At 48.0% G+C, this 26,840-nt stretch carries 22 protein-coding genes and 1 pseudogene; 8 read left to right on the top strand and 15 right to left on the bottom strand.

From position 1 onward, the window contains the following. Nucleotides 1-55: 55 nt before the first annotated feature. The 7 genes and pseudogenes from ntrC to HQN60_RS01495 all read right to left on the bottom strand — a co-directional run bounded on the left by ntrC (nt 56) and on the right by HQN60_RS01495 (nt 6,086). A complete protein-coding gene (gene ntrC, locus HQN60_RS01520) occupies nt 56-1,456 on the bottom strand; it encodes a nitrogen regulation protein NR(I) (RefSeq protein ID WP_173532030.1) in 1,401 nt (466 codons plus the stop codon). Further along, complete coding sequence (gene glnL / locus HQN60_RS01515) at nt 1,453-2,511, bottom strand: nitrogen regulation protein NR(II) (protein ID WP_173532029.1); 1,059 nt, start codon at nt 2,509-2,511, stop codon at nt 1,453-1,455. The genes ntrC and glnL overlap by 4 nt, the downstream gene beginning before the upstream one ends. A gap of 158 nt (nt 2,512-2,669) precedes the next feature. Beyond that, nucleotides 2,670-3,017, bottom strand: a complete 348-nt coding sequence (locus HQN60_RS01510; RefSeq protein WP_254456661.1) for a hypothetical protein — start codon at nt 3,015-3,017, stop codon at nt 2,670-2,672. Between the two features lie 12 nt (nt 3,018-3,029). Then, a pseudogene (locus HQN60_RS16415) lies at nt 3,030-3,104 on the bottom strand (DUF4124 domain-containing protein); the annotation flags it as partial. A 111-nt stretch (nt 3,105-3,215) separates the two neighbouring features. Continuing rightward, nucleotides 3,216-3,509, bottom strand: coding sequence for an Rdx family protein (locus tag HQN60_RS01505; protein ID WP_173532027.1), 294 nt, complete (start codon nt 3,507-3,509; stop codon nt 3,216-3,218). Between the two features lie 62 nt (nt 3,510-3,571). Beyond that, on the bottom strand, nt 3,572-5,056 hold the full coding sequence (locus HQN60_RS01500; RefSeq protein ID WP_173532026.1) for a sensor domain-containing diguanylate cyclase: 1,485 nt from the start codon (nt 5,054-5,056) through the stop codon (nt 3,572-3,574). A gap of 220 nt (nt 5,057-5,276) precedes the next feature. After that, nucleotides 5,277-6,086, bottom strand: a complete 810-nt coding sequence (locus tag HQN60_RS01495) for a transporter substrate-binding domain-containing protein (RefSeq protein WP_173532025.1) — start codon at nt 6,084-6,086, stop codon at nt 5,277-5,279. Between the two features lie 943 nt (nt 6,087-7,029). Here HQN60_RS01495 and HQN60_RS01490 point away from each other — a divergent pair. Then, nucleotides 7,030-8,004 (top strand): DUF6929 family protein, encoded by a 975-nt coding sequence (locus HQN60_RS01490; protein WP_173532024.1) that lies wholly within the window; start codon nt 7,030-7,032, stop codon nt 8,002-8,004. 243 nt (nt 8,005-8,247) lie between these two features. Here HQN60_RS01490 and glnA read toward each other — a convergent pair whose 3' ends face one another. Beyond that, nucleotides 8,248-9,657, bottom strand: a complete 1,410-nt coding sequence (gene glnA / locus HQN60_RS01485) for a type I glutamate--ammonia ligase (RefSeq protein ID WP_173532023.1) — start codon at nt 9,655-9,657, stop codon at nt 8,248-8,250. Nucleotides 9,658-9,937: 280 nt separating this feature from the next. On the opposite strand from glnA, the gene HQN60_RS01480 reads away from it, so the two are divergent. The 6 genes from HQN60_RS01480 to HQN60_RS01455 all read left to right on the top strand — a co-directional run bounded on the left by HQN60_RS01480 (nt 9,938) and on the right by HQN60_RS01455 (nt 15,398). Continuing rightward, nucleotides 9,938-10,390 carry a rhodanese-like domain-containing protein gene (locus HQN60_RS01480; protein ID WP_173532022.1) on the top strand — a complete coding sequence of 151 codons (453 nt, stop codon included), beginning with the start codon at nt 9,938-9,940 and terminating at the stop codon, nt 10,388-10,390. A 183-nt stretch (nt 10,391-10,573) separates the two neighbouring features. Further along, nucleotides 10,574-11,455: a shikimate dehydrogenase gene (gene aroE / locus HQN60_RS01475; protein ID WP_173532021.1), complete on the top strand. Its 882-nt coding sequence runs from the start codon at nt 10,574-10,576 to the stop codon at nt 11,453-11,455. A gap of 354 nt (nt 11,456-11,809) precedes the next feature. Next, on the top strand, nt 11,810-12,511 hold the full coding sequence (gene mtgA / locus HQN60_RS01470; RefSeq protein WP_173532020.1) for a monofunctional biosynthetic peptidoglycan transglycosylase: 702 nt from the start codon (nt 11,810-11,812) through the stop codon (nt 12,509-12,511). Nucleotides 12,512-13,036: 525 nt separating this feature from the next. Further along, on the top strand, nt 13,037-13,864 hold the full coding sequence (locus HQN60_RS01465; protein WP_173532019.1) for a Stp1/IreP family PP2C-type Ser/Thr phosphatase: 828 nt from the start codon (nt 13,037-13,039) through the stop codon (nt 13,862-13,864). A gap of 163 nt (nt 13,865-14,027) precedes the next feature. Further along, nucleotides 14,028-14,627, top strand: coding sequence for an FHA domain-containing protein (locus HQN60_RS01460; protein WP_173532018.1), 600 nt, complete (start codon nt 14,028-14,030; stop codon nt 14,625-14,627). A gap of 3 nt (nt 14,628-14,630) precedes the next feature. After that, nucleotides 14,631-15,398 (top strand): MBL fold metallo-hydrolase, encoded by a 768-nt coding sequence (locus HQN60_RS01455; protein WP_173532017.1) that lies wholly within the window; start codon nt 14,631-14,633, stop codon nt 15,396-15,398. Between the two features lie 18 nt (nt 15,399-15,416). Here HQN60_RS01455 and HQN60_RS01450 read toward each other — a convergent pair whose 3' ends face one another. The 7 genes from HQN60_RS01450 to HQN60_RS01420 form a co-directional block, all read right to left on the bottom strand. Continuing rightward, nucleotides 15,417-17,024: a cyclic-di-GMP receptor FimW-related protein gene (locus tag HQN60_RS01450; RefSeq protein WP_173532016.1), complete on the bottom strand. Its 1,608-nt coding sequence runs from the start codon at nt 17,022-17,024 to the stop codon at nt 15,417-15,419. Further along, nucleotides 17,021-17,434 (bottom strand): HIT family protein, encoded by a 414-nt coding sequence (locus HQN60_RS01445; protein WP_173532015.1) that lies wholly within the window; start codon nt 17,432-17,434, stop codon nt 17,021-17,023. The genes HQN60_RS01450 and HQN60_RS01445 overlap by 4 nt, the downstream gene beginning before the upstream one ends. Before the next feature lie 199 nt (nt 17,435-17,633). Next, complete coding sequence (locus HQN60_RS01440; RefSeq protein ID WP_254456660.1) at nt 17,634-21,509, bottom strand: DUF3683 domain-containing protein; 3,876 nt, start codon at nt 21,507-21,509, stop codon at nt 17,634-17,636. A gap of 292 nt (nt 21,510-21,801) precedes the next feature. Then, nucleotides 21,802-22,809 (bottom strand): tetratricopeptide repeat protein, encoded by a 1,008-nt coding sequence (locus tag HQN60_RS01435; RefSeq protein ID WP_173532014.1) that lies wholly within the window; start codon nt 22,807-22,809, stop codon nt 21,802-21,804. Nucleotides 22,810-22,870: 61 nt separating this feature from the next. Continuing rightward, a complete protein-coding gene (locus HQN60_RS01430) occupies nt 22,871-24,025 on the bottom strand; it encodes an iron-containing alcohol dehydrogenase (RefSeq protein ID WP_173532013.1) in 1,155 nt (384 codons plus the stop codon). Nucleotides 24,026-24,104: 79 nt separating this feature from the next. After that, nucleotides 24,105-25,151: a tetratricopeptide repeat protein gene (locus HQN60_RS01425; RefSeq protein WP_173532012.1), complete on the bottom strand. Its 1,047-nt coding sequence runs from the start codon at nt 25,149-25,151 to the stop codon at nt 24,105-24,107. A gap of 79 nt (nt 25,152-25,230) precedes the next feature. After that, on the bottom strand, nt 25,231-25,827 hold the full coding sequence (locus HQN60_RS01420; RefSeq protein WP_173532011.1) for an IMPACT family protein: 597 nt from the start codon (nt 25,825-25,827) through the stop codon (nt 25,231-25,233). Nucleotides 25,828-26,060: 233 nt separating this feature from the next. Between HQN60_RS01420 and HQN60_RS01415 the strand changes: the two genes are divergently transcribed. Then, entirely contained in the window at nt 26,061-26,831 is a 771-nt protein-coding gene (locus HQN60_RS01415; RefSeq protein WP_254456659.1) for an HAD-IIA family hydrolase, read from the top strand. The last annotated feature ends 9 nt before the right edge of the window (nt 26,832-26,840 follow it).

Genomic DNA, 26,840 nt, shown 5'->3' with positions numbered 1-26,840 from the left:
GTGTCTGCAGCCTAAAGCGCGCTATTGCGTGTGTGGGTTTTGCGTCGCGCTGGAATTAGGCGCTATGCTCATCGATTCCCAGCTCTTGGATTTTTCTGGTGAGGGTATTGCGTCCCCAGCCAAGTAATTCTGAGGCTTCTATTCGTTTACCCCCAGTTTGAGCTAAGGCTTGCTCAATCACGGTGCGCTCAAAGTCCTGCATCATGCTGTCTAAAATTCGGCTGTCACCGCGTTGCAAGCGGTGTTGCACTTCTGCAGCTAAGGACGACTGCCAGTCGCCAACGAGTTGATTGGTCACTTGCGGTGCAGCACGCAATTCTGGGGGTAAGTCATTGCTTTCAACGCATTGCCCCGGTGCCATCACGCTAATCCAATGGCAGATGTTTTCGAGTTGCCGCACATTACCCGGAAAATGATATTGAGTTAGCTGCTGCATCGCGGCGTCGCTCAGGCGTTTGATTTCCACGCCGAGGTTTTGTGCCGACTGCGAGAGAAAATGCTTCGCCAATAGCGGAATGTCTTGCTTACGTTCGCGCAGTGCCGGTAAGCGCAAACGAATCACATTGAGTCGATGATAAAGGTCCTCGCGAAATAATTTTTCTTTGACCCTATCCTCAAGATCTTGATGTGTTGCGGCAATGACCCGAACATTGGCCTTAATCGGTTGATGACCACCAACGCGGTAGAAAAAACCATCCGACAGCACCCGTAATAAACGAGTTTGTAAATCAAACGGCATGTCACCAATTTCATCAAGAAATAGCGTGCCGCCTTCGGCTTGTTCAAAGCGGCCAATGCGTTTAGCGTCGGCCCCAGTAAATGCACCACGCTCGTGACCGAATAATTCAGACTCTAATAAATCTTTAGGGATGGCCGCGCTATTGATGGCGACAAATGTTTTGCTAGCGCGCGGGCTATGTCGATGTAGTGCGCGGGCAACAAGTTCTTTACCACTGCCAGATTCACCGGTAATCATCACCGTCGCGGCCGAGTGCGAGAGGCGGCCAATGGCGCGAAACACGTCTTGCATGGCTGGCGCTTGGCCAAGCATTTCAGGGACTGCAGAGCCCGTTTCGTGGTTTGGGCTGAGCGTTTCACTCTCTTGCATGGCGCGGCGAATGAGCGCAATCGCTTGGTCGACATCAAATGGTTTAGCTAAATATTCAAATGCTCCGCCTTGAAAGGCCGAAACGGCACTATCCAAATCGGAATGCGCGGTCATGATAATCACCGGAATATCGGGCCATTCGCGTGTCATCATCTCTAAAAAACTGAGCCCCGATTCGCCGGGCATACGGATATCACACACCACTGCTTGTGGGCGCTCGGTTTGTAAGCGAAGCAGCGCCTCGGTAGCAGAAGCAAAGGTGGTATGGGTAATTTGCTCGCGACTGAGTGCTTTTTCAAACACCCAGCGAATCGATTTGTCGTCGTCAATCACCCAAACTGGTTTCATGATGTGCTTCCTGTGTCTTGCCATGCGTTAAGGGGTAAGAAAAGGCTAAATGTGGTGTGTCCTGCTCGGCTTTCAAATTCAATCACGCCGTGATGCTGAGCAATATAGGTATGTGCTAAATGTAAGCCGATACCGGTGCCGCCGGGACGGCCAGAAACCAGCGGATAAAATAGCGTTTCTTTCAAATGCTCAGGGATGCCGGGGCCGTTATCACTAATGTCGATACGTAAGGCCAAAGGGTAGCGTTGGCGATTGAGTGTGACTTGACGGGCAATGCGGGTGCGTAAGATCACTTCACCAATATTGGACATGGCTTGGATGGCATTGCGCACAATATTGAGCACGGATTGAATTAATTGCTCTTTATCGGCAATTAAAGTTGGAATACTGGTGTCGTAATCGCGTTTTACCGCCAAGCCATTGGGCGTTTCTGCCAAAACAAGGCTACGTACACGCTCTAACACCTCATGAATATTCAACTCTTTGAGCTGCGGTAAACGATGTGGCGTGAGGAGGCGATCAAGTAAGCTTTGTAGGCGAGAGACTTCATCGACAATCACATCGGTATATTCTTTGAGCTGCGGGTCGGGTAATTCATGCGCCAATAGTTGGGCTGCGCCACGAATGCCGCCCAGTGGGTTTTTAATTTCATGCGCCAAATTACGAATTAATTCGCGATTGGCTTGTTGCTGTGCTTGTAATCGCTCTTCATTAATAATGCGGCGTTGTTGATCAATGCGCCGTATTTCTAGCAATACTGCCGCCGCGGTTGATTCAATAGGGGTGACATCGAGCGTGACATACATTTCGCCCTCAATACCAAACACCACTAATTCGTGCTCAGTGATTGAAATGCGTTTTTCTAATGCCGTTTGTGCGGCAAAAACTAAAGGTGAGTTCTCACCAAAACAATGGATTAACGATTGTTGTTCGTGTGGCTTTACATTAAATAAACTATTCGCTGCCGGATTAGCGTAGCGAATATAACCGTCCTGATCGACCGCTAAGACGGCCGCATCGAGATAATCGAGGCCAGCAAAAGTAGGGTGGCTCATATGCGGCTCCATCGGATAGCAGCTGATTTAAAAAAGACGAATTGTCGCGCAGAGATTGATGACCTAAAGCAAAATTTAGGCCAGCTTTTTAGCATGTTCAGCGGCTAAAACGATTCATCTTTGCACAATATTGGTGCTGCTACGCCTTTTATGGCGCATTAGCGCACTCGGGTTAGCTCGGCTTGAAGTGCGGAGACGTTCTTTTCGTGCATCACAATGGCTTCGCGTAGGCGACCAATGCGTTCTAGATACAGTTTAGGATTGGCTTGCTCAACTGCGGAGCGATTGGCATCGGCATCTTGCAAATTCTTTTTAGCTTTGCTCAATAGCTCGCGCTCACTGCTCAGCTCTTCTTCTAAAATTAATTTACGATTACTATCGCGACTTTTTTGGGTTGCCGCATCCACTTTAGGGAAATTCACCGGAGAAGGAATCGCGACTCGAGGCGATTTAACGCTCTCGTTATTTCGCCGAACTGGGTTGGCTACCGGTTGCGATTCACTCATGATGCGTACCGCACCTTTAATGGGTGAATTAGTAAATGTCACATTGCCATTACTATCTACATATTTGTAGATATCAGCATGTGCCATATTGCAGAGAAATAGAAGGCCAATCAGTCGTTTTGAGTGCATATCAGAAAGGTATCACAGGCCTGCGCTTTGTGCCTAATCAGCGGGCGGTGAAATGTAATACAAATGAATTTAATTGTTGGTTTTATCCGAATGTCCTAAGGTTTTATCGGGCGCAATCAAATCTCTAATCCTTTGCTTTAAAATTTTAGCCTCAGGAAAACCGTTTTCAATTTTTCTATCCCAGACTAAAACCTCATCGCAATGGATTAAAAATACGCCACCCGTGCCCGGTTGTAATGCCACTTCGCCTAATTCAAAAGCAAAAGTTGAGAGTAACTCTTGGGCTAGCCATGCACTGCGCAGTAACCAACTGCATTGAGTGCAATAGTGTATGGTGATTCGCGGTTTTTTGAGTGAGCTCATGATGATCAGATGAAGGTGAAGTTGCTATTTTGCCTACAATTAGGCAATCCGCAAATATAATTTTAGGCCACACTGCTGTCCGTTATTGTAGATGTATCAGCTTGTATGCAATTGCGACCCTTGGCTTTAGCCAAATACATCGTATTGTCGGCGCGCGAGAGTAAATCATCTAACGATTGATCATGCGCAACTAGGCTGGACAAGCCGATACTCACTGTCGTGGTGAGTTGTAGATTGTCTGCCTGAGAAAATGCGTTGCTGGCAATGGCGTACCTTATTTTTTCGGCAACAATTTTAGCTTGCTCCAGCGTGGTTTCAGGTAGTAAAACCACAAACTCTTCGCCACCCCAGCGAGCGACTAAATCGGTGGCACGGGTATTGAGCATACATAATTGTGCGATTTGTTTTAATATCTGATCACCAAATAAATGCCCGTATTGATCATTAATTTTTTTAAAGTGATCCACGTCGATCATCATTAAGCTCAGATTTTTTTGATAGCGCAAAGCATTTAAAAAACTCGCGTGAGCTTTGGATTGCCACTCCCTACGATTACTTAGTTGGGTGAGCTCGTCCGTCGTGGCAAGAATGCTTAATTCATGATTGAGTTGCGCGAGTGTTTCAGTTCGTGACTTCACCTCTTGCTCTAAATAAGCTTGGTTATGCATAATTTGTGTTTGCGTTTGTGCTAAATATTGTAAAGCTAATGTAATAGAAAACACAAAGATTTGGATTTGTAATAATGAAATAATAATATTTTGTGTGTTTACAAATCCATAGCCTTTTGCGGTTAAACCGATGCACATTAATGTAATGAGTAGTAGTGAGACATTGGTTGCCGCCATTTTGAAACGCACTGCAATATACAGCATGAGTGGTAGTAATAAAATTAAGGTTCGATCTAGAATGAAATAATTGATAATGATTGGGATCGGGATAATGATGAGAAAGTAAATTGATTTTAATAGCTCTTTAATTAAAGTGCCTGATTTCAGATAGGGGTAGAGCGGGACAAATAAAATAAGCCCTGAGGAATCTGCCAGCATTAAAATCATGCCGCGAATTAAGATGGAGTCTAAGTTTATTGGGATTAAGCCCGCTGAAGTTTGCAATGCGATAAATAATGGCATGGTCACAGCAACAGGAATAAAGCAGACTCGGAGCCAGATCTTAGGTAATACCGTGGGTTGTCGCCACATGGTGTTGCCGTATTGGCTGGCTAGGGCTTGATAGGCGCGTGCTGCTAAATAGGATTGCAATGTGTCAATCCCAGCAAAAATACCGCCGCTGATTAAAATGCTGGCCACTTGATGTTGCCAGTGGCCATGAAATAAATACGGTGTATTGATGGCAAAGCTGCCAACGTAAACGATGACAAGGCCAATGCGGCCTAATTGCAAAACGGTAAATAAGCCAATCCCTGCGGCCAGCCAAATTAAGCCCATATTGCCAGGATTGATTGTCCCGAGTTGAATGGATAACACACCAGCAAATAAGTAGCTGACCAAAAATAGGCCAGCAGTCATGGTTTTTGTATGAGCGTTCATTTTTATCGGTATGGTATGTTTTGTATAAGTATAGATATGAGTTTGCGTCAGCGTGTATTAAAGTTGTGGGTATAGTAAGTCATATATTGTTGTTTTGATGCTGTGTGGCGAAGCAATGGCAATAAAAATGCCGCTCACTTGCTCTTAAGTGAACGGCACGAGGCCACTGAGGTCCGGTTTTTTCTTAGCCGTATTAAATTGAGGAAGCGATTGGTGCGAGTTAATTTCGGCTTGGGCTAATTCTAAAAATTCGTCCCATTGGTTGGCTACTTTGCGGGCCAAACCAGCGATTAAAGATCGCCTGAGCTTCACCTGAGGTCTCCATATCGACGAGCGCATTATTCACTGCAATTTGTAGTGTTTTTTCGTCTTTGGGCATAGCGACACCAAAGGTTTTCGTATCCAACGCAAAATCACTCACCTCAAATTGACTACGCTGTGCTGCAGGAATTTGCGCCAATGTGGCGGTCATCACTGGCCCGTCACCCAACATTCCGTCGACAACCCCCGCCAATACCGCCTTTAACATTTCTGGTTTATCTTCAAATTCAGCGAGTTTAGTATCGGGGAAGGACTTGCGCATTAATTTGACCGAGCTGGATGCCGAAGTCAGCGCAATTTGGCTGCCTGCTAAATCTCTTTCAGATTTAAAGCGCCCTTTTTTGGCCAGAATGCGCGTATCAGTTACAAAATAACCGGTACTAAAAGCGACTTCTTTCTCGCGCTCCGCGCTCCGCGCTAAATCCGCGATGACAATATCCGCTTTACCTTCTTTAACCCAAGGAATACGATCGTCTGACTCTAAGGTTTTAAACACAGGCTTCACCTTCAAGCGCTTGGCAATTCCCAAGGCAAAGTCAATGTCATACCCTTTGAGGGCGCGGGTTTTAACATCGAGTTGTGAGAATGGCGGCGAAGAGTCTTTTACGCCAATGACAATTTGGCCACTTTTTTGAATAGCTTCTAGTGATGCCGCTTGAGCCAATTGAAAGACAAGAACGGCTGCCAAAGCCGTGCCAATTTTGAACATAGTAATCCCTTGGTTTAAATAAATAATGCGTGGTTCTATTACAACTGCGATATCGAATTTAATTTGTGCAGTCACAGATCAAACTGATTTTTAACATCAACATTGCTCTGCAGATCACTTCAATACGTCCACTCGCGGCGGCCTGATAAGGCGATCTACCTGCGGTTAAAATATCAGTGAATAGCGTAAGCGTTAGTAGTACAGCTGATGGTGGCAGTGGCGCGAGATCTTATTTGGATAGGAGCGCAAAGCCTTTACCACGACACACTGGCAAAACGCGCTGTATGCGCATCTAGAAAATCTGCTGCTGCACGCTGATCAGCAAACGTTTGCGGCACGAATACATGCGCTTCGTGCAATAGCCGAGCAAATCTGCGTCGTCGGTCAACGCCATTTTCTTACCCAACAAAACCATCCATTCACCCGCAATATTTAATATTTGCGCATGTCGTTTTGGCTCTTGGCTGCGGATTTGCGCAGCGTATACAGATTAATGCCATTAAATTTCATTGTCATAATTTAGGGCTTTAATTTATAAACGAGCGGATCTACATCAGGTCGCCCAGCATCTTGCCTTGCTACTGCTTACTTGGCGAATTTAATTCAGGAATCTGACTATTTTTCTTCATCAAACCAACACAATCATGCAGAGGTTGTTGCTTTACGAGGCATAGGAATTGTCAGAGGTATTGCTCGCTAAGCTTTACAAAAAAAGAGCTCAAGCAAAATACATCAATACCGTAGGTATGGCGTAAGCCATTAATTTAGATTAAAAATTTAAATCAACTCACCCTGTTGTATTGATGAGCGATTAGTAAGATTTTATAGAAAGCAATGGAAATAATACACACAATTATGTAAAAAAATGTAATATTTGAGTCATTATTTGGCGCGATAAAACAACCCAATTTTATATTTTTACGTCTAATAGAGTAAGGACACCATGCTTAAACATCTTCTCGCCGCAACACTCGCAGCTACTTTTGCCCTGCACGCCAATGCCGAAAGCTACACACTGGAGTTGGGTCAAGCTCACATCAACCGTGATCTGCCATCGGCTTCTGGCCTGAATTATCGCAATGGTTTTTTCTATGCGGTGGGTGATGATGCTCAATGGCTGTTTGAACTCGATAAGAATTTCTATATCACTGATAAACAGTTGATTAAGGAGTATCCAATCGACCCAGTTACGGGCCGGATCAATAAAAAAGTAAAACCTGACTTTGAAGCCTTAGCGCAATTTCGCCAAGGCAAACAAACTTGGAGCTTAACGCTAGGCTCGGGCAGTAAATCAAATCGCGAGGTGGGCTTTTTGCTTTCTAGCGATCGCATTAGCAAACATGAGCGTAGCCTGACTAGCTTATACACGCAGCTGAAAACGGCAGCGGGTATTGCAGAACTCAATATTGAAGGCGTGGCACTGGGCAACGGCAAAGCGTACATCTTCAACCGTGGCAATGGTGGCGGCAATCTGATTTTTGCTGTGAAGCAGCATGAGTTGATTGAATATATGTTCAATAAACTAGAAACCTTCAGCAAAGTAGACACTTTCAAAGTGACTTTGCCAGTCGTGGCGAACTTTGAAGCGGGCCTGTCTGGCGGCGACTTCTGGGCGAAAAATAACAGTTTGGTTTACACCGCCTCAGTGGAAGCCACTGGCGACTCATACAACGATGGCCAAATTTTGGGTAGCTTCATTGGTGTCATTCCATTGGAAAAACTGAAAGACGGTGTGGTACTTAATTTGACGCCAACGTCAGTACCCTTGCTCGACCAAGGCGGTCGCGTTGTGATTACCAAAGCGGAATCTTTGGCGATCATTAGTAGCGAAGAAGACGAAATCAAAGGCGCAATCGCCAGTGATAACGATGATGGTACCAGTGAATTTTTCTATTTCGAGCTAGAAAAGAATGATTAATTGAGGCTAATCCTCAATCGCGACAAAAACCCAATGCCGTTCACTTAAGTCAAGTGAGCGGCATTTTTTTATCCGGTCTTGCGCGCAAAAAAACCTTTCTTTGTGGCTAGTGCGGCAGCGATAGCCGCCGGTGGCGCGGTTGAACCCTTGCCTTACGATCGTTAGCCATAAAAAAACCCGCATCAGCGAGGCTGAGTGCGGGTTTTGCTTCAATTTTTGGGGCGGAGCTATCCGCCCTAAAAATTACAATGAGTAGTACATATCAAATTCAACTGGATGCACGTTCATGCGTGAACGATTTACGTCGTTCATTTTGAGTTCGATGTAAGAGTCGATCCACTCATTGGTGAATACGCCACCACGAGTCAAGAATTCACGGTCTGCATCGAGTGCGGCCAAAGCTTCGTCCAGTGAAGAGCAAACTGTAGGGATCAATTTGTCTTCTTCTGGTGGCAAATCGTACAAGTTTTTGTCCGCTGGATCGCCTGGGTGAATCTTGTTTTGGATACCATCCAAGCCTGCCATCATCAATGCAGCAAAGCACAAGTATGGGTTTGCCAATGGATCTGGGAAGCGCGCTTCGATACGACGGCCTTTTTCAGACGCAACGTGAGGAATACGGATCGATGCAGAGCGGTTTTTAGCCGAGTAAGCCAATTTAACCGGTGCTTCGTAATGCGGTACCAAACGTTTGTACGAGTTCGTGCCTGGGTTGGTGATCGCGTTCAATGCTTTAGCGTGCTTGATGATACCGCCGATGTAGAACAGGGCAGTTTCAGACAAACCAGCGTATTCATTGCCAGCAAACAAGTTTTTGCCGTCTTTCCAGATTGATTGGTGAACGTGCATGCCTGAACCGTTGTCGCCAACGATTGGTTTTGGCATAAACGTTGCTGTTTTGCCGTATTGGTTGGCAACGTTGTGCACCACGTATTTCAGGATTTGAGTCCAGTCAGCGCGTTGTGTCAAAGTTGAGAATTTAGTACCAATCTCATTTTGACCTGCGTTTGAAACTTCGTGATGGAACACTTCAACTGGCACGCCCATTTCTTCCAAGATCAACACCATAGAGGCGCGGATGTCTTGATGGCTGTCTACTGGAGGTACTGGGAAGTAGCCGCCTTTAACGCGTGGACGGTGACCTAAGTTGCCGCCTTGAACTTCGTCAGCAGTCGCCCAAGCGCCTTCGTCTGAACCGATTTTTACGAACGAGCCTGACATATCCGTGTTCCAACGGATGCTGTCAAAAATAAAGAATTCTGGTTCTGGACCAAAGTAAGCAGTGTCGCCGATACCGGTAGTTTTCAAATAAGCTTCAGCGCGACGGGCCAATGAACGTGGATCACGGTCATAACCTTTGCCGGTTGCTGGCTCGATCACATCGCAAGTCATGATCAGCGTTGGCTCATCAAAGAATGGATCGATATTGGCTGTTGCAGGATCTGGCAACAACAGCATGTCGGAAGCTTGAATGCCTTTCCAGCCGGCGATCGATGAACCATCGAAAGCGTGACCCGCTTCGAACCATTCTTCATCAACGACGTGAGAAGGAACAGTTACGTGGTGCTCTTTACCGATGGTGTCGGTGAAGCGCAAGTCAACGAAACGAATGTCGTTTTCTTTAATAAGCTTGAGAACGTCGGCTACCGCCATGTTGTCGCTCCTGTAGGACGAGTATGAACAAAAATTAAAAGTGGGATAAAACGGCATTAAATGCTGTTGCAGTGATTACAAGCACAAAGTGTGCCAAGCAAAATCTTACATGCAATCTATTGTGCCACATCTTTTTGCTGTCGCGGACTTACTTTTGTGTATTTTTTTAGTGCGCGCACTGGTTTGCTGCACTGATTTGGTGCGTCAATAAATGTAGCTGTAACGTAAGACATGCCGCTAAAATAGACCACTCGATGAATGTATAAAAAAGGGGATTTTGATGAGCCAAAATAATGAAATTTTGCAAAATGCGCGTTCTCGTGCCATGAGCCAAGGGTTACCTTACGCTGGCATCGTCACCCCTAGCGAAGCGTGGACTTTATTGCAAAGTCTACCCAGTGTGCAGTTGGTTGATGTTCGCACGCATGCCGAGTGGCAGTTTGTGGGCGTGGTGCCTGGCGCCGAGATGATCGAATGGAAAACTTATCCGACGATGGCAAATAATCCAAACTTTTTGGTGCAACTCAAAGCCGCAGTTGATCCAGAAGCGGTGGTGCTATTTTTATGCCGCTCGGGGGCGCGCTCGCATGAGGCTGCGGTACTGGCCGCCGAGCATGGTTACACTGCGGCAATGAATATTTTAGAAGGTTTTGAAGGCGACAAAGACGCGCAGAGTCATCGCGGGAGTAAAAATGGTTGGCAGGCGGCGGGTCTACCTTGGACACAGGGTTAATTTTGCGCGGTAGCGGCGCCTGAGTTTGTAAGCTCGCGACAGTGAGGCGTATACGCCGTATTGGCCAATGGTTTTATAGGCAGGCGCTCAAATCACAGACCGTGCATCCAGTATGGCAGACGTAGCAGCGATGCCATTTTTTTGCTTAACACTGACACCTCACTTTTTAATGGGTTCTGCACCATGATTCACCCGACGTATGTTGTGATTGGTCATCCGATTGCGCACTCCAAATCCCCACAAATTCATGCTGCATTTGCCGCTCAGTTTGCAGATCATCCCGCCGTAAGTCGCTTTGTCTATCAGCAGTTACTCGCGCCCTTAGATGGTTTTTCGGCAACGGTGAAAGCCTTTGCGGATGCGGGTGGCCGTGGGGCGAATGTGACAGTACCGTTTAAAGAAGAAGCTTTTCGTTGGGTCGGCGAGCAACTGACTGAGCGCGCTGCTGCTGCCGGTGCGGTCAATACCTTGGTGCGACAAGTCAACGGCGCTTGGCAAGGGGACAACACCGATGGCGCGGGATTAGTCGCCGATCTTTTGCGTCATATTGATTTGCGTGGGCAACGAATCTTATTGCTCGGCGCCGGTGGCGCGGCACGCGGCGCATTGTTACCGCTATTACAGCAACAACCGAAATCGCTGTCGGTTGCCAATCGAACGCAAAGTAAAGCGCAACGGTTATTAGATGAAGTGGCTGCGCCTTGGCTGCATGCTCAGGATGTATCGCTGCCGCTGCAGGCGCTGGGCTTTGATGATTTACTTGATGAAGTGGTCGTCGCCGATGGTTCGCAATTTGACGTTGTGATCAATGCCACGTCCGCGAGCTTAAATGGCGAGCGCTTACCAATTGGCGATGCGATTTTTTCGTCTAAAGCCTTGGCCTACGACATGATGTATAGCAAGGGCGAAACGCCATTTTTGGCGCAAGCGCGCTTAGCGGGCGTACACACTCGTGTCGACGGTTTGGGGATGCTCGTTGGGCAAGCGGCAGAGGCGTTTGAGTTGTGGACGGGTTTACGGCCGAATGTTGCGCCGGTATTGCAATGGATGCGCGAACAAATTTAAGGCAATACTTAGATTTTGTGTTGCTGCTATGCCGCGCTCGTCGATCTAGGGTTTAAAAATCCATCCAAGTGCACTGCGTGCGAAGTGAGACAAACCACTTTATCGTTTGGCTCACCACAATCGAAGGCATCGGGGAACGATGCGCGCCTGGGGTGCCTTTCTTTTCCTCTTGTTCTTTGGCGAGTCAAAAGAAACAAAGAAACAGGGCCACCAGCCCGGACTGCAACTGTAAACAACCGTGCCGCAGGCACTTAAAATCATCAATACTGAATCTGAATAACACCAAATTTAATGCTGTATATGAATGTAGCTGTTTATTAACAATACCTACATTCATATACCTATAGGTAAAGAATGAAAAAAACGGGGATTCTCGGCTGGCTTGGGCGCGGTTTGGCGGCGTTGCTGATTTTGGTTTTATTATGGAATGTGTGGATGTTTTTGCATATTTTGGCGTGGCGCTGGGTGAATCCTAGCGATAGCGCATTTATGCAAACACAGTTGGAACGGCTACAGGCCGAAAACCCAGCGGCGCAGCTTGAGTTTGAATGGGTCGATTATGAGCAAATTTCGCCGCATTTAAAGCGCGCCTTAGTGGCGGCAGAAGACGCTAAATTTTTGGATCACGAAGGTTTTGATTGGGAAGGCCTGCAAACGGCGTGGGAAAAAAATATTAAAAAAGGCCGCATTGTTGCTGGTGGTTCGACCATTACGCAGCAGCTGGCAAAAAATTTATTTTTATCTGGCAGTCGCAATCCACTGCGTAAAGTGGAAGAAGCGGTACTCACGGTGATGATTGAAGCTTTGCTCGATAAGCGGCGAATTTTTGAGATTTATCTGAATGTGATCGAGTGGGGGGATGGTGTTTTTGGCGCGCAAGCGGCTGCACAGCATTATTATCGGATCGACGCGAAAAAATTATCTGCCGCGCAATCCGCGAAACTCGCCTCAATGGTGACCAATCCACGCTATTTTGACCAAAATCGTAAAGATCGGCGTTTACTGCGGAAAGCGGCGATTATCCAACGGCGTATGCCGTATGCCGAAATTCCATAAATGCCGCGTTTGAGCCACAGACCGTAGCGATTGCACACGTCGAGTTTGCTAGAGCACAGGCAGAGCATGCAATATGTAGTATGCAGGTTGATTTGCGGTTAACGCGGGCAATTGCCTTTGTCCTATTGGGCTGACTGAGTGCTTTAATTGAAGTTTGTGGTGAATACCGACAGTTCGCAGCTGATCTCACTGGCAGCGTTCATTAAAGAAAGCGTTAGCGCGATCGCTTTCCGTCATGATGGCTCGCCGTACTGCGTTAGTTTTATTATTAATGTATAGGCTTGAACAGCAATAATTTAATAGTTTGTGCGAATATACCCCCGAGGTGAGTGCTATTTTTGTGAAAGTAAATTCTGTGAATCTTGCCTCTATCGCGGTCTTGCATCCTCGTCTGCTTCAATGGCGTAGCTTGGGCTGGCGATACACTATGATTGCACTTGCGGATGCCGCATGGTGTACGCTCATCACGTCTGGTCATTTCGTCGCCGCCGTTTGCCGTTATGACGATACAGCCAGGAGCGGCCAATGCGCAGCTTAGCCACGGCGCTTGAGATGTCGGGCCTGACTGATGTGGGGCGTTTGCGTTCACACAATGAAGATACGATTCGCATCGATGCCGAATTGGGTTTTTTAGTTTTGGCCGATGGCATGGGTGGTTACAACGCCGGAGAAGTGGCCAGTAGCATTGCCGTTGAGGTCATGCATGAAGTGATGCAGGCGCAATTGGCCATGATCGCGCTACACAATAAAAATTCGCAAAATCTATCGGCAATTGCCGCTGAAATGCTCACCATCGCGATCGATCGTTCAAACGCGATGATTTTTCAAACCGGTGAAAAACATCCGCAATGCGCTGGCATGGGAACGACCTTAGTTAGTGGTTTATTTTTTGATAATCGGGTGGCGATTGCGCATGTCGGTGACTCGCGGGCTTATCGATTTCGGCAGCAGCAGTTGCAGCAGTTGTCGCACGATCATTCCTTGTTGCAAGAGCAGATCGATGCGGGCTTAATCAGTGCTGCAGATGCGCGCCATGCGCCGCATAAAAATCTAGTCACGCGTGCGGTTGGGGTGGCCCCTGAGGTGCAGGCTGAGATTCATGATTTTGCGGTTGAAATCGATGATCTGTATTTATTTTGCTCTGATGGCTTGAGCGATATGCTGACCGATGACGTGATCGCTTTGCAAATGGCCGCCCCCGAGTGCAATTTAAATTTAATGGCCAGTACCTTGGTTGAATTAGCCAATGCCCATGGTGGTAAAGATAATATTTCAGTGATTTTGGTAAAAGTTAATCGGGATTTTTCCGCGCAAACTGGCTTATTAAAAAAAGTAGGTGATTGGTTAAGTTAGTCGTTTATTTACAGCACTCCTTGATTTAGGATTTGGAAGGTTTTATGCGTGGCGCTCAGTTTTATGGCAAGGCGAGGCCACGATGCAAGACAATGATGGTTTCACGACTTAGTTTGACAGGCAGCATACTGCACTGGGTTTACTGCATTGGAAGTTTGGATTTATGGCTAAATTAGTATTAAGTTTTGAAGGTAAACCGGTCAAAGAATTCAATTTAAGCGCCCAGCGCACTTTAATTGGGCGTCGATCAAATAATGCAATCCATATTGATCATTTAGCCGTTTCTGGTGTGCATGCAGTGCTCGAATGCATTGGAGATCATTATTTTATTGAAGATCAACAAAGCACCAATGGCACATCGGTGAATGGTAAAAAAATTAAACGCCATGCTTTAAATCATGGCGATGAAATTAAAATTGCCAAATATCGTTTGCAATTTATCAGTGATCGCCAACTACCGCGGCAACAATCTGCGTTGATCGAACCAACTCAATCGATACCCAAGCAGGCAGTGATTCGTGTACTCACTGGCGCGAATGCTGGGCGTGAATTATTGCTCAATAAAGAGCGTAATACCTTGGGTAAAGTAGGGCAGCAAGTGGCGGTCATTTCTCGCCGAGAGCAGGGTTTTTTTATTGCCCATAGCGAAGGGCAACAACGCCCTGTGGTGAATGGGCGGCCACTTGAGGTGGCAGAGCTGCGATTAAACGAAGAAGATTTAATTGAGATTTTAGGCATTCGAATGGCGTTTTTCTTTCGGTAAATTATGACTTCATTGCGTGTACTCGGTTGTAGTGGTGGTATTGGTGGCGCCCACCACACCACCGCTTTTTTATTGAATCAAACCATTTTGCTGGATGCCGGCACTGGCGTGGCTGAGTTAAGTAGCGCAGAATTATTGCAAATTGAACACGTTTTTCTCACGCATGCTCATTTAGATCACATCGCCTATTTGCCCTTATTGCTCGACGCCACTTTGGGGGCACGGACGCGTCCAGTGATTGTGCATGCTTGTGCCGCGACGATTCAAACGCTGAAAACGCATATTTTTAATTGGCTAATTTGGCCCGACTTTAGTGTGATTCCATCGGCTGAGCAGCCCTTGCTGCAATATGTGCCGATTGAAGTGGGGCAAACGCATTGCATTGATGATTTGGCCATCACGGCATTGCCCGCCGAGCACACGGTTGCGGCATTGGCGTTTCAAGTGAGCAATTTAACGGCATCGCTGGTGTTGAGTGGCGATACCATTGGTGGGGCCGCATTTTGGCAGGCGGTGAATCAGATTAGCGAATTAAAGCTGCTGATTATTGAAACTGCATTTGCCGAATCCAATGCCAAACTCGCGCAATTGGCCAAACACCTTTGCCCGAGTACTTTGGCCCGCGAGTTAAAATCAGCGCCAGCCGGCGTTGAGGTGTTAATTACCCATTTAAAACCCAGCGAAGATGAGCAAACCATGGCGCAGATCTTGGCATTGTTGCCCACAACTGCGGTACGGCGCTTAATTCAGGGGGAAATTATTCAGTTTTAGCGCCGTTGGCAGGGGAAGCTAATCCATTGTCCCAGAGGCCACAAAATGGACGCGCTCAAAATCAGCGCCGCGACTTAAAATACTGACTAAGCGAATTCGCGTTTTACGGTAGCCATCCCATAATTCGAGCAATCGACCTTGGCGAAACCAACCGGTAGGCAGTAGCAAGGAGTTGGGCACTTTTAAGGCCACTAGCGCCGGCACTAATAGCACCGACATATAATCAGTTTGCCCAAAGCGCGCCGCATCTTGGGCGCGAATGGATGCCGCTTGTGGCACACCGGGTAGCAATTGCACGCCGATGGTGAGTTGTTGGTCTTGTTCAGAAATCCAACGAATCTGCCCCATCAAATACTGCTGCTGGTCTTGAATAATCAATAGTTGTTGTAAGGCAATGCGCTCGTCGCCTGCTGGCGCTTCTAAACGTAAACCAGTGGCGGTTTCATCAATCACCTGCCAAGGCTGGGTACGAATTACCGGTGCCGATTGCGAAGACGCACTCGTTTGGCCAAATAAACGAATTTGCATTAACTCTTCGCTGCTGATTTGTGTTTCAGCTTGCGGTGGTGGCGTAAAGCGGCCTATTGCCATCCATTGGTGTAAATTGCTCAGCCCAAAACCGATTTGAGCGGTTTTTTGGCTTGCCCGACGTGGTAAACAGCGCTCAACGGGATGCTCACACCATTGACGATATAAATCGGTGAGTAGTGTTTCTGCGGCCAGCAGGCTGAGTGTCGTGCCTAAGCCGATTTTTTCTGGCATTTCGCCACGGCGGAGTAATTTAATGCGTTTACTTAGCGCTTGAGCCAATTGCAAGGTGCTGATGGCCATTTCGCTGTCTTTACTCGGCCGATCACGGCGCTCTGGCGCAGCGGGGTGTTCAAAATCAATGGTGAAAGCTGGGCGATTCGGTAGCGTTTCGGCAATATGCTCTAAGGCGCAGCGGCTAGAAAAAACTTCTAAACAAGCTGAAATCCACATTAAATTGCGCAAATTGTATTGAAACGGATTCGCTGCCGACAGTAATAAACTATGGATAAAGATATTTTCTGGCGTGGTGACGCCGCCAATTGTAATTAAACTATCTTTGGCTTTTTGCTGCGCGACCCCCAAGCGCTGTGCTTGGGTGTAATGACTAAATTGCTGCGCCCATTGCGCTGCTGGAATCACACGGTGCACCAAAATATAACAAATATTGACTTGTAAGCTGTAATACAAAGTACGCTCAGCCAGTAAAGTCATATATTCGGTGACATCACTTTGGCCGGCAATGGCCGCTTGCCAAATCGATGCATAGCTATGCTCTAAGTCTTGCCATAGCGTGAGCGCCTCTTGCCACGATTGATGCTCGATCTCGGTCAGTGGCAGCGCTTTTTGGGTATAACGATTTAAAAAACCATCTTGTAATACATGGATGGTTTCGCGAAATTGCTCAATAATTTTTAGGCGATCTAAAGCCGCAATTTGGCTGTGATTGAGCGCCATGATGGCTGAGCGGATTTCGGCATGCGCCACTGGCACATTAATTAAAGGCAGTAATTTCAGCCAATCTCTGGCGCTTCTGGCGTCTTGAAATGGTGGCGTGGCGATTGCTGCATCTATGGCAGTGGGGCGTGGGATATTCATACAACGATGTGCATTAATTGTTGTTTTAATTGTGCCAGTTGATCAGTGCTGACCATCGGCTCAGCTTGGCGTTGTACTTGCGCCCAGATTGGCGCGGGGAAGTGCGGGTCATTTTCCCAGCGTGGAATAATATGCCAATGCACATGCGGCACCATATTACCTAAGCTGGCTAAATTAATTTTATGCGGATTTAAGCATTGCCGAACGATGCGTTCGACTTCCCAAACGAGGTTCATTAGCTGAGTTCGCTCAGACGGCGTTAAATCGGTCATTTCAACCCGATGCGCGTTTAAAATCACGCGGCATAGTCCCGGATAGCCGGCCTCATCGGCCAAAATAATTCGTGCAAAATCATTTTGCCACATTAACTCGCCACCTTCGGTGGTACACAGTAGACAGTTGGCCTGCATGAGCAATCCTCTACGCAATCGAACTGATCGTTGCAAAAAATAGAAGTTAAAAAAGAGGGCGCCGAAATATCGCGCCCTCTTGCTAGGGTCTGTTGACGTTTGCTTATCCGCGCAAACGCGGTTGGCAAACCAAACGTCAACAGACCCGATATGGGTTACCTAGTTTGTAACGCAGTATTGGACCAAACGTCAACAGACCCTAGAGTAACACGCGCTCAATACCACCTTGGCTGGCTTGTTTGACATAGTCAGGCATCCAGTTCGGGCCAAGCACGTTTTTAGCGATTTCAATGACAATGTAATCAGCCGTGGTATCTGCATCATTATCATATCGGCTTAAACCTTGCAGGCATGACGGACATGAAGTCAGAATCTTCACTTTGGCTTTCGTGTCATTGGCATCGCTACGCAGTTTAGCCGCGCCTTTTTCCATCTCTTCTTGCTTACGGAAGCGCACTTGCGTCGAGATGTCTGGGCGAGCGACCGCAAACGTGCCGGACTCACCACAGCAACGATCATTGAGATCAACACGTTGTCCCATCAATTCATTAGCGACATCGATGCCTTTATAGGTTTTCATCGGTGTATGGCATGGCTCGTGATACATATACTGGGTACCACTCACACCCTCAAGTTTGACGCCTTTTTCAAGCAAATACTCATGAATATCGAGCAGGCGGCAACCGGGGAAAATATCTTCAAAGCGATATTTTTGCAGCTGATCCATACACGTACCACACGACACCACCACGGTTTTAATGTCGAGATAATTCAAGGTGGTAGCCAGCCGATGAAATAACACGCGGTTATCCATCGTAATTTTGTCACCCTTGTCTTGTTGACCGCTCGAGGTTTGTGGGTACCCACAGCAGAGGTAGCCCGGTGGCAACACCGTGGTTGCGCCCACATGCCACAGCATGGCTTGTGTGGCTAAACCGACTTGGCTAAATAAGCGCTCTGAGCCGCAACCTGGGAAGTAAAACACCGCTTCAGTGTCTTCATTCAGGCGTTTTGGATCGCGGATTACTGGCACCACATTGCTGTCTTCAACATCGAGTAAAGCGCGGGCGGTTTTTTTCGGTAAGCCGCCGGGCATCGGTTTATTCACAAAGTGAATGACCTGTGCTTTGAGCGATGCCGTGCCGAGCGTCGCTGGTGGTGCTTTGGTGACGTTTTTAATTAAGCCAAAGCGTTTGGCCAGCGTGTGCGCCAAGCGTTGGCCTTTATAGCCCCAGCCGATCATGACAGTGCGCATCAATTTGATGGTGGCCGGGTCTTTCATCGTCAAGAATGCCATGCCCAGCGCCGAGCCGGGATTGAATTTCTTTTTGCCTTCTTTGCGTAAGAAATTACGCATGGCAATGGTCACGTCACCAAAGTCGATTTTAACTGGACATGGATTCACACAGCGATGGCAAACGGTGCAATGGTCGGCCACGTCACCGAGTTCTTCAAAATGCTTGAGCGAAATACCGCGCCGCGTTTGTTCTTCGTACAAGAAGGCTTCAGTGAGCAAACCCGTGGCTAAGATTTTATTGCGTGGGCTATAGAGTAAATTCGCCCGCGGTACATGCGTTGAGCAGACCGGTTTACATTTACCGCAGCGCAAACAGTCTTTGACCATATTGCTGATATTGCCGATGTCTGACTGCTCTAAAATCAGCGATTCAGTGCCCAGCAGGCTAAACGATGGCGTATACGCGTCGCGCAAATCCGCGCCGGGCATGAGCTTGCCTTTGTTAAAGTGCCCGTTTGGATCGATACGTTGCTTGTAGGCTTCAAACGGTGCCAGCTCTTCGCGCGTTAAGAATTCATACTTGGTAATGCCGATACCGTGCTCGCCAGAAATAACCCCGTTGAGCTCACGCGCTACGCGCATAATGCGGGCAACGGCATGATGTGCGCGTTGCAGCATTTCGTAATCGTCAGAATTCACTGGGATATTGGTATGCACATTGCCGTCACCGGCGTGCATATGCAGCGCAATCCAGGTGCGGCTTTTGAGTACTTTTTGCTGAATCGCGTGAATCGCATCCAGAATTAATTTGTCGGTGCGCCCGCCAAACAGCGTTTCTAAATCAGTGAGTAATTCACGCTTGTATGAAATTCGCAGCACTGAGTCGCGCAGGGCATGAAATACACTTTGCGGTAATTCATCCGGATCGAGGATTTTTTCTAGCGGCATCATTGGGAATGCGGTTTGATACAGTTCAAACGCATCATCCAAATTGCGACCGACCCATTGCCAGTGAATGCGTGAGCGCTCAATAAATGCCAGCGCCGATTCACGGCGATCGCCAATGAGCACATCGTGGCTGACTGGCGCATCGCTGGTATCAAACGGCAGGCGTCCTTGCTGGAAAAACGCCGTCAGTTTGTCGAGTAACTCGAGCTTATTGTGAATCGACAATTCAATATTGATGCGCTCAATCGCGTCGGAATAGTCGCCCAAACGTGGTAGTGGAATCACCACGTCTTCATTGATTTTAAAGGCGTTGGTGTGCTTGGCAATGGCGGCCGTGCGGGCGCGATCGAGCCAGAATTTTTTGCGTTGCTCAGGTAACACCGCAACAAACCCTTCGCCGCCACGCGCGTTGGCGAGCTGCACCACATGGCTGGTGGCTTCGCCGAGTGCGCGCTCATCGTCCGACACAATATCGGCGATCAACACCATTTTGGGGCGGCCTTTACTCTTGGCCTTGGTGGCATAACCCACGGCGCGCACATAGCGCCAATCTAAATGCTCTAAACCCGCCAGTTGAACCGTTGGATGGGCATCTAGATAATTTTTAATCTCAACAATCGACGGTACTGCGCGGCTTACTTCACCAAAAAACTCTAAGCACACGGTGCGAACATGATTGGGCATGCGGTGTAAAACAAAGCGCGCACTGGTGATTAAGCCATCACAACCTTCTTTTTGAATCCCCGGTAGACCCGATAAAAACTTATCGGTCACATCTTTACCTAGGCCTTCTTTTCTAAATTTGGCCCCTGGGATTACCAAGGTTTCTTCGCCGATTTTGGTTTTGCCATCGGGTTTAAACTTGCTGATGCAAAACGTCGCTTGCGGCGCATCGTGGATTTTGCCCAGATTGTGATCCATCCGCTCGATGAACAACCAATTGCCATCGGGGTCGACCATTTTCCAGCTCACCAGATTGTCGAGCGCTGTGCCCCACAACACGGCTTTTTTACCGCCGGCATTCATCGCCACATTGCCGCCGATACAAGAAGCATCGGCTGAAGTTGGATCGACTGCAAACACTAAACCGGCTTCTTCCGCCGCTTCCATCACGCGGCGGGTGACAACGCCTGCGCCGCAATGAATGGTGGAAACGTCGTGATTCACGCCAGCAATGCGCATCGTCTCTACGCCTTGATGGCGATCGAGTTTTTCGGTGTTAATCACCGCAGAGAGTGGCGTGAGTGGCACTGCGCCGCCGGTATAACCGGTGCCGCCGCCACGTGGGATCACGGTTAACCCGAGCTCAATACAGGCCGCGACCAAGGGGGCCATTTCGGCTTCGGTATCTGGGCACAGCACCACAAATGGATATTCAACGCGCCAATCGGTGGCGTCCGTCACATGGCTAACGCGCGCTAAACCATCAAATTGGATATTGTCGCGCCGGGTGTGGGCGGCCATTTTTTTAAGCGTTTTTTTCCGCAAAATGGCAACGTCACGAAATTCGCGTTCAAACGCATCCACGGCTTGCCGTGTGCGAGCGAGTAAAATATTCACTCGCTCATTACTTTGGCGGCGCTTTTCAATTTCGTGCAAACGATGATGCATCGCTTCAACCAACAGTTGTAAGCGTTTATTGTTTTCCAGCAAATCGTCTTGGACGTAAGGATTGCGTTTCACGACCCAAATATCACCTAATACTTCAAAGAGCATCCGTGCCGATCGGCCGGTTTTACGCTCTTGCCGTAATTCATCCAGTACCCGCCATGCATCTTCACCCATTAGGCGAATGACAATTTCACGATCGGAAAAAGAAGTGTAGTTGTAGGGAATTTCGCGCAAACGTTCAGGCGAGGTCACGTGGCTCACGGCGGTGGGATCCATCATGAAGGGCGTCTCCGGCAGGCAATTACGGCTAAAGGGTGAATTTTAACGGAAAAATGCACGATGAAAGGCGCAAATTTAATGTGGGTATCGTAAAAAACCGTAATTGACTGACACTAAGCTGGTTTTTTGCTGGTTTTACCTTGGTTTTTACGCGTTTTGTTTGTTGCTGACTTGTAATCATCACTTAATCGATGCATTCATGAGCATCACGCGCAATGCGTCTACCGTCGCCCCGGTGGCACTAGGAGCGGTTGACGACCTTAAATGGTGAGGCCACTGCCGCGTGCTGATTTTAGGTAAATGGCAGCTCCATCGTCTCGAGTTCTGCTTGATGAATTTCATTGCGTAATTGCAGCCGTAAATGCTGGTGTTGATCTTGATGGCGCAGGGCGGATTCGGGATCGTGTTTGACGGTGTAACTTTGCGCTAGGGCAGCATGAATGCTGGCTTGCTGATGACGAATCCCTAAATGACTGGCGGTATATAGCGCCGAATGCAATGTTTCAATGGCTAAATCAACGTCACCTTTGGCGGTTTGGCATTGGCCTAAAACCAGCATGGTATTGGCTTCGCTCCATTGATGGTGATGCAGGCGATTGATTTTGAGTGCCACCATCAAGCTAATCGTGGCGCGATCCAGATCGCCACGTAAGAATTGAATCAAGCCAATATTCATATAAATCTCACCCTCATTGCGATAGCTTTGATCGGCTTTCACTAAGGGCAGGGCACTTTTTAAGTTGCGATAGGCTTCGTCTAGCTGCCCGCAACCGATTAAATCTGCCGCAATATTAATTAAAATACTGGCATGTAAATGATGGTCTTCATGGCTGGCGAGCTCTTGCGCTTTGCGGTGGTGGGTTAGCGCCGTTTGGTAGTGTTCATGGGCGTAATACAGTTGCCCTAAACCAATATGCGCTTGGACGCGAGATTCAAGGGAGATGGCCTCGTCGGGTAAGGTGAGGCAGCGATTCCAACTATCACGAGCTAGATGATAGGCACCAAGGGTATATTGAACACGAGCATATAGATTAAGGCGTGCACCCTCATACCTAGCAATATTTTCGAGATTGGCGAGTGTATTTAATTCAGCTAAATCGCGTAATGATTCAGGGTACTGACCAAAGTTAAAATACGCCTGCGCGCATAAAAACAGTGCATGCGCACTGGGTAAGGCCGCGTTTAATTTTGCCGCAATGGTTTTGGCATTTAAGGCCAGTTGTAAGGCCTCGGCACTTTGGGTATGGACTAATTTTTGCGCACGATTCAGGCTACGTTCAAGTTCAACAAGGGTCATCATTGATATCGCATTAGGCGGAATCAGCAGCATACCATTGTTATATTTATTATTTACACGCCTATCAGTTTGTTGTCAGCAAAATGGCACGGCAATCCTCGGGTGTTAAGTCAGTTTTCTCGCCAAGTTGTAAGCGATTGTGGCGTATCAGTTGTTCGGCAACGCGATCGGCGGCCTCAGCAGCGTCGATTTGATAGTCGCTCAATCGTGTCGGCAAACCCATGGCAATAAAAAATTGCTCAGTCGCGGCAATCGCTTGCTGCGCGACGCTGATATCGTCACCGTGAAGCTGCCAAACGCGGCGTCCCATTTGCGTTAATTTGGCTTGTTTGGCGGCAAAACGATAGCGCCACAGCGCCGGCAAAATAATCGCCAAGGTGCGCGCATGATCAAGGCCATACAAAATCGTTAACTCATGGCCCATGGCATGCGTGGCCCAATCTTGGGCTTGGCCAACGCCGACTAAGCCAAACAAGGCTTGGTTGGCAGCCCACATCATATTGGCGCGGGCGGCATAATCATTGGGATCATTCAAGGTAATCGGGCCGACTTCGATTAGCGTTTGCAAGATGCCTTCGGCCAAACGATCTTGAACTCGCGCATCGCATGGATAAGTCAGGTATTGCTCGGTGGTGTGCACAAAGGCATCGACAATGCCATTACCGATTTGTTGGGGCGGTAACGACAGCGTGCAGCTTGGATCAAGAATGGCAAAGCTGGGGAACACTAAAGGGTTTTTAAACGAGAGTTTGTCATTGGTTTCACGGCGTGAAATCACCGCAGCAAAATTACTTTCTGATCCGGTGGCGGGGAGCGTTAATACCACGCCAATCGGTAATGCGCTCAGTAGTGGGGTGCGATTGCCAACGATCAGCCAGCAATCGCCAGTATGCGGGATGGCTGCGGCAATAAATTTAGCGCCATCGATGACCGAACCACCGCCGACGGCCAAGATATAGTCGAGTTGCTGCTCACGGCCAAAACGCACGGCTTGCATTAAGGTTTCGTATTCAGGATTGGCTTCAATGCCAGAAAAAGCTTGCCAGTGATGATCTTTAAGCGCGGTGCAAACTTGGTCATACACGCCGTTGCGATGAATGCTGCCGCCGCCGTAGAGCAATAAAACACGCGCTTGCGGGGGAATTAATGTGCTGATTTTGGCGATACTGTCGTGACCAAATTCGATACGACAGGGATTATGAAAGCTAAAGTTTTGCATTGTTCGCCACCAAAAAGTCAGTCAATAGACCCAGTATATCGCGGTGTGGTGGCGCAATGCCTTACTGTGTTTGATTTGTTTATGCTGGCACAAAGATTGACGGGGTCGTTGGATTACTTTGCAGTAATTGTTGCTCAAGTTGCGCTAGCCGCGCAAATAGCTGTGGGTCGAGCAATCGGTGGAAATTTTCTTGATAAAGCCGATGATGATATTCCGCTTCGGGGGCTTGGCCCATTTCACGAAATAGTCCGGCTAAAAATTGATGAATTAAAAAAATCTTATGCCCGCAACCCATGCGTTTTGACATATCGAGTGCACTCATAAAGCTGGCCACGGCAGCAGACTGTTGCCCTTGTGCTTGCTGGGTACGACCATGGACGATGTGCCAGCTAATCTCACCCCAAGCCCAAAAATGCACGATATGACGCCCTTCTTGGATATAGGCATTGGCCTCTTGGTATTCACCTCTGGCTAAAGCCAGTAGTGACTTATAGGAGAATACCTCACCAAGATATTCTAAATGCTGAATGGTACGGGTAATGGCTTCGGCTTTATTGAGTACCACTTGCGCCGCAGTAAAATCCGCTAGCGCGTATAAATCAGCCACTAAATTAATACACAGTCGAGCTTGCAATTCATGATCGGTCTGCGCGTTAATCCAATATTCGGCTTGGCGATGGTGGCGCAGTGCGTCGGCAAAGCGGCTACAGGCGAAATAGATTTGCCCTAAACCAATATGCGCATTAATCCGTGTTTCATTGGCAAACTGGGCATTGCCCAAATCAAGACAATCAGACCAATAATCAATCGCTGTGCTGTATTCGCCAAGGGTGTAGTGCGCGACGCCCAAATGATGCAATAGATCACCGCGCTCGGCTTCTAAATCATTGGCTTCGGCGATGACTAAAGCGGGCAGTAGGGCATGACAGCCTTCATGGATTTGGCCAAAAGCAAACAACATGCTCATCTGTTGATGAGAGGCGGCAATCTGCAGACGCGGGGCGCAGCCCATTTTTGCCAGCTGAGCCGCTTCTGTTGCCAGTGCTAATGAAGTGTTGGGCTCGCTATACGTAAGCTGCTTACTGCGCTCAAGTAAGGCTAAAACTTGGGTTTCAGATGAATTCATTTTACTGCGCCTGCATAATGCGGACTTCGAGCTTACGCGCTACGCGAGGGGCTATCAATATATTTAGCACGAACGGTAGTTAACTGTCACTTTCAAGTAAGCGAGTTTGTCCGCGACAGAGTTGATGCAGTTGATTGAGCGTGGTTTCCCGCAAATGGCGAGGTAGCGTTAAGCTTAAAATGACTTCGGTGTGGGTAAAATCGCTGTTGCTAATGTCAATGTTGTGTTGTTGCAAGTAGTGGCGAACTTTATTTTCTTCGGCAAACGGCAGCGCCACTTGCAATAGATCCATTGGCACGGTTTCGATATATTCAGCGGCCAATAAAGGGCGCGCAATGGCATCGGTGTAGGCCCGAGTTAAGCCACCGGCCCCGAGCTTAATGCCGCCAAAGTAACGAATCACCACCGCCAAAACACCATCTAAATGCTTATGTTGCAAGACTTGCATCATCGGCCGCGCGGCAGTACCCGATGGCTCACCATCGTCTGACATTCCCGATTCACCACCAGCGAGTAAGGCCCAGCAAACATGCCGAGCTTCGGGGTGTTGTTGTTTAAAGTCGGCCACCAAATCTAAAGCTTGGGCGCGATTACTCACCGGAATGACATAACCGATAAAACGACTTTTTTTAATAATGATTTCTGCGTCAACCGCATTGGCTAGTGTGGTGCTCATGCCTGCATTTTACGCGCCATCATAGATAAGTCGATCTGTAAAAGTGGGCTTGCCGCCATCGACTTTGCCCGCATGCCGCGTGAGCGTCGCAGCTTTTTGTTTGATCTAGCCCCAATGGCATGGCTTTTTAATCGATTGATTGGGGGGGCAACGCAAAAAAGCGTATTAATCGAGCTGCACTGCGCAGCCCCATGGTGTAGCCTTATTGTTTTTTAATGGTGTGGAGTTGCGCTGTGATTAAAAGCATTATTTCTGATATGGATGGCGTAATTTATCGCGGCAAGCAAATGATTCCGGGGGCAGATACCTTTGTACAGAAATTGCTTTCGGCCAATGTACCGTTTTTGTTTTTGACCAACAATGCGTCACAAACGCCGCTCGATTTGAAACTTAAAGTGGAAAGCTTAGGCATTCATGGCCTAACTGAAGACAATTTTATTACCAGCGCAATGGCCACTGCGATGTTTTTACGTAGCCAAAAAGAAGGCGCCAAAGTGTATGTGATTGGCGGTGGCGGCTTGATTAATGAGTTGTATAACGTTGGGTTTTCGATGTCCGAATCCAATCCCGATTATGTGGTGGTGGCCAAATCGACCACGTTTAGTTTTGAGCAACTGAAAAAAGCCGTGCACTTTATCGACCATGGCGCCAAATTTATTGGCACCAATCCCGATATGATTGACCCGGTTGAGGGCGGTTACGAGCCAGCAGCTGGCACGATTTTGGCGGCGATTTCGGCAGCCACCGGCAAAAAACCGTATATCGTCGGCAAGCCAAATTCATTAATGATGATGATCGCCAGTCGTAAATTGGGCGTTCATCCCGAAGAATGCTTGATGGTCGGCGACCGGATGGACACCGATATTGTGGGCGGACTTGAAGCTGGTATGAAAACCGCGCTGGTGCTGTCTGGCGTGACTAAGCTCGACATGCTCAATGAATTCCCATATCGCCCCGATTATGTGTTTAACGACGTGGGCGAAATTGAATTTGCTCAGTTGTAATTGCTGCTG

It is taken from the genome of Deefgea piscis (genome assembly GCF_013284055.1).
Taxonomy (GTDB): domain Bacteria; phylum Pseudomonadota; class Gammaproteobacteria; order Burkholderiales; family Chitinibacteraceae; genus Deefgea; species Deefgea piscis.
The sequence above is the reverse complement of the archived record's forward strand: the minus strand, read 5'-3'. Positions and strand labels throughout refer to the sequence as shown.

What these genes read in the sequence shown, in the direction of transcription:
- HQN60_RS01495 (WP_173532025.1), bottom strand. Translation starts at nt 6,086, where the DNA reads ATGTTCAAAATTGGCACGGCTTTGGCAGCCGTTCTTGTCTTTCAATTG.
- HQN60_RS01465 (WP_173532019.1), top strand. Translation starts at nt 13,037, where the DNA reads ATGCGCAGCTTAGCCACGGCGCTTGAGATGTCGGGCCTGACTGATGTG.
- HQN60_RS01455 (WP_173532017.1), top strand. Translation starts at nt 14,631, where the DNA reads ATGACTTCATTGCGTGTACTCGGTTGTAGTGGTGGTATTGGTGGCGCC.
- HQN60_RS01425 (WP_173532012.1), bottom strand. Translation starts at nt 25,151, where the DNA reads ATGAATTCATCTGAAACCCAAGTTTTAGCCTTACTTGAGCGCAGTAAG.
- HQN60_RS01490 (WP_173532024.1), top strand. Translation starts at nt 7,030, where the DNA reads ATGCTTAAACATCTTCTCGCCGCAACACTCGCAGCTACTTTTGCCCTG.
- HQN60_RS01420 (WP_173532011.1), bottom strand. Translation starts at nt 25,827, where the DNA reads ATGAGCACCACACTAGCCAATGCGGTTGACGCAGAAATCATTATTAAA.
- HQN60_RS01440 (WP_254456660.1), bottom strand. Translation starts at nt 21,509, where the DNA reads ATGATGGATCCCACCGCCGTGAGCCACGTGACCTCGCCTGAACGTTTG.
- HQN60_RS01460 (WP_173532018.1), top strand. Translation starts at nt 14,028, where the DNA reads ATGGCTAAATTAGTATTAAGTTTTGAAGGTAAACCGGTCAAAGAATTC.
- HQN60_RS01480 (WP_173532022.1), top strand. Translation starts at nt 9,938, where the DNA reads ATGAGCCAAAATAATGAAATTTTGCAAAATGCGCGTTCTCGTGCCATG.
- glnA (WP_173532023.1), bottom strand. Translation starts at nt 9,657, where the DNA reads ATGGCGGTAGCCGACGTTCTCAAGCTTATTAAAGAAAACGACATTCGT.
- HQN60_RS01445 (WP_173532015.1), bottom strand. Translation starts at nt 17,434, where the DNA reads ATGCAGGCCAACTGTCTACTGTGTACCACCGAAGGTGGCGAGTTAATG.
- HQN60_RS01510 (WP_254456661.1), bottom strand. Translation starts at nt 3,017, where the DNA reads ATGAGTGAATCGCAACCGGTAGCCAACCCAGTTCGGCGAAATAACGAG.
- mtgA (WP_173532020.1), top strand. Translation starts at nt 11,810, where the DNA reads ATGAAAAAAACGGGGATTCTCGGCTGGCTTGGGCGCGGTTTGGCGGCG.
- HQN60_RS01430 (WP_173532013.1), bottom strand. Translation starts at nt 24,025, where the DNA reads ATGCAAAACTTTAGCTTTCATAATCCCTGTCGTATCGAATTTGGTCAC.
- HQN60_RS01450 (WP_173532016.1), bottom strand. Translation starts at nt 17,024, where the DNA reads ATGAATATCCCACGCCCCACTGCCATAGATGCAGCAATCGCCACGCCA.
- HQN60_RS01505 (WP_173532027.1), bottom strand. Translation starts at nt 3,509, where the DNA reads ATGAGCTCACTCAAAAAACCGCGAATCACCATACACTATTGCACTCAA.
- ntrC (WP_173532030.1), bottom strand. Translation starts at nt 1,456, where the DNA reads ATGAAACCAGTTTGGGTGATTGACGACGACAAATCGATTCGCTGGGTG.
- glnL (WP_173532029.1), bottom strand. Translation starts at nt 2,511, where the DNA reads ATGAGCCACCCTACTTTTGCTGGCCTCGATTATCTCGATGCGGCCGTC.
- HQN60_RS01500 (WP_173532026.1), bottom strand. Translation starts at nt 5,056, where the DNA reads ATGAACGCTCATACAAAAACCATGACTGCTGGCCTATTTTTGGTCAGC.
- aroE (WP_173532021.1), top strand. Translation starts at nt 10,574, where the DNA reads ATGATTCACCCGACGTATGTTGTGATTGGTCATCCGATTGCGCACTCC.
- HQN60_RS01435 (WP_173532014.1), bottom strand. Translation starts at nt 22,809, where the DNA reads ATGATGACCCTTGTTGAACTTGAACGTAGCCTGAATCGTGCGCAAAAA.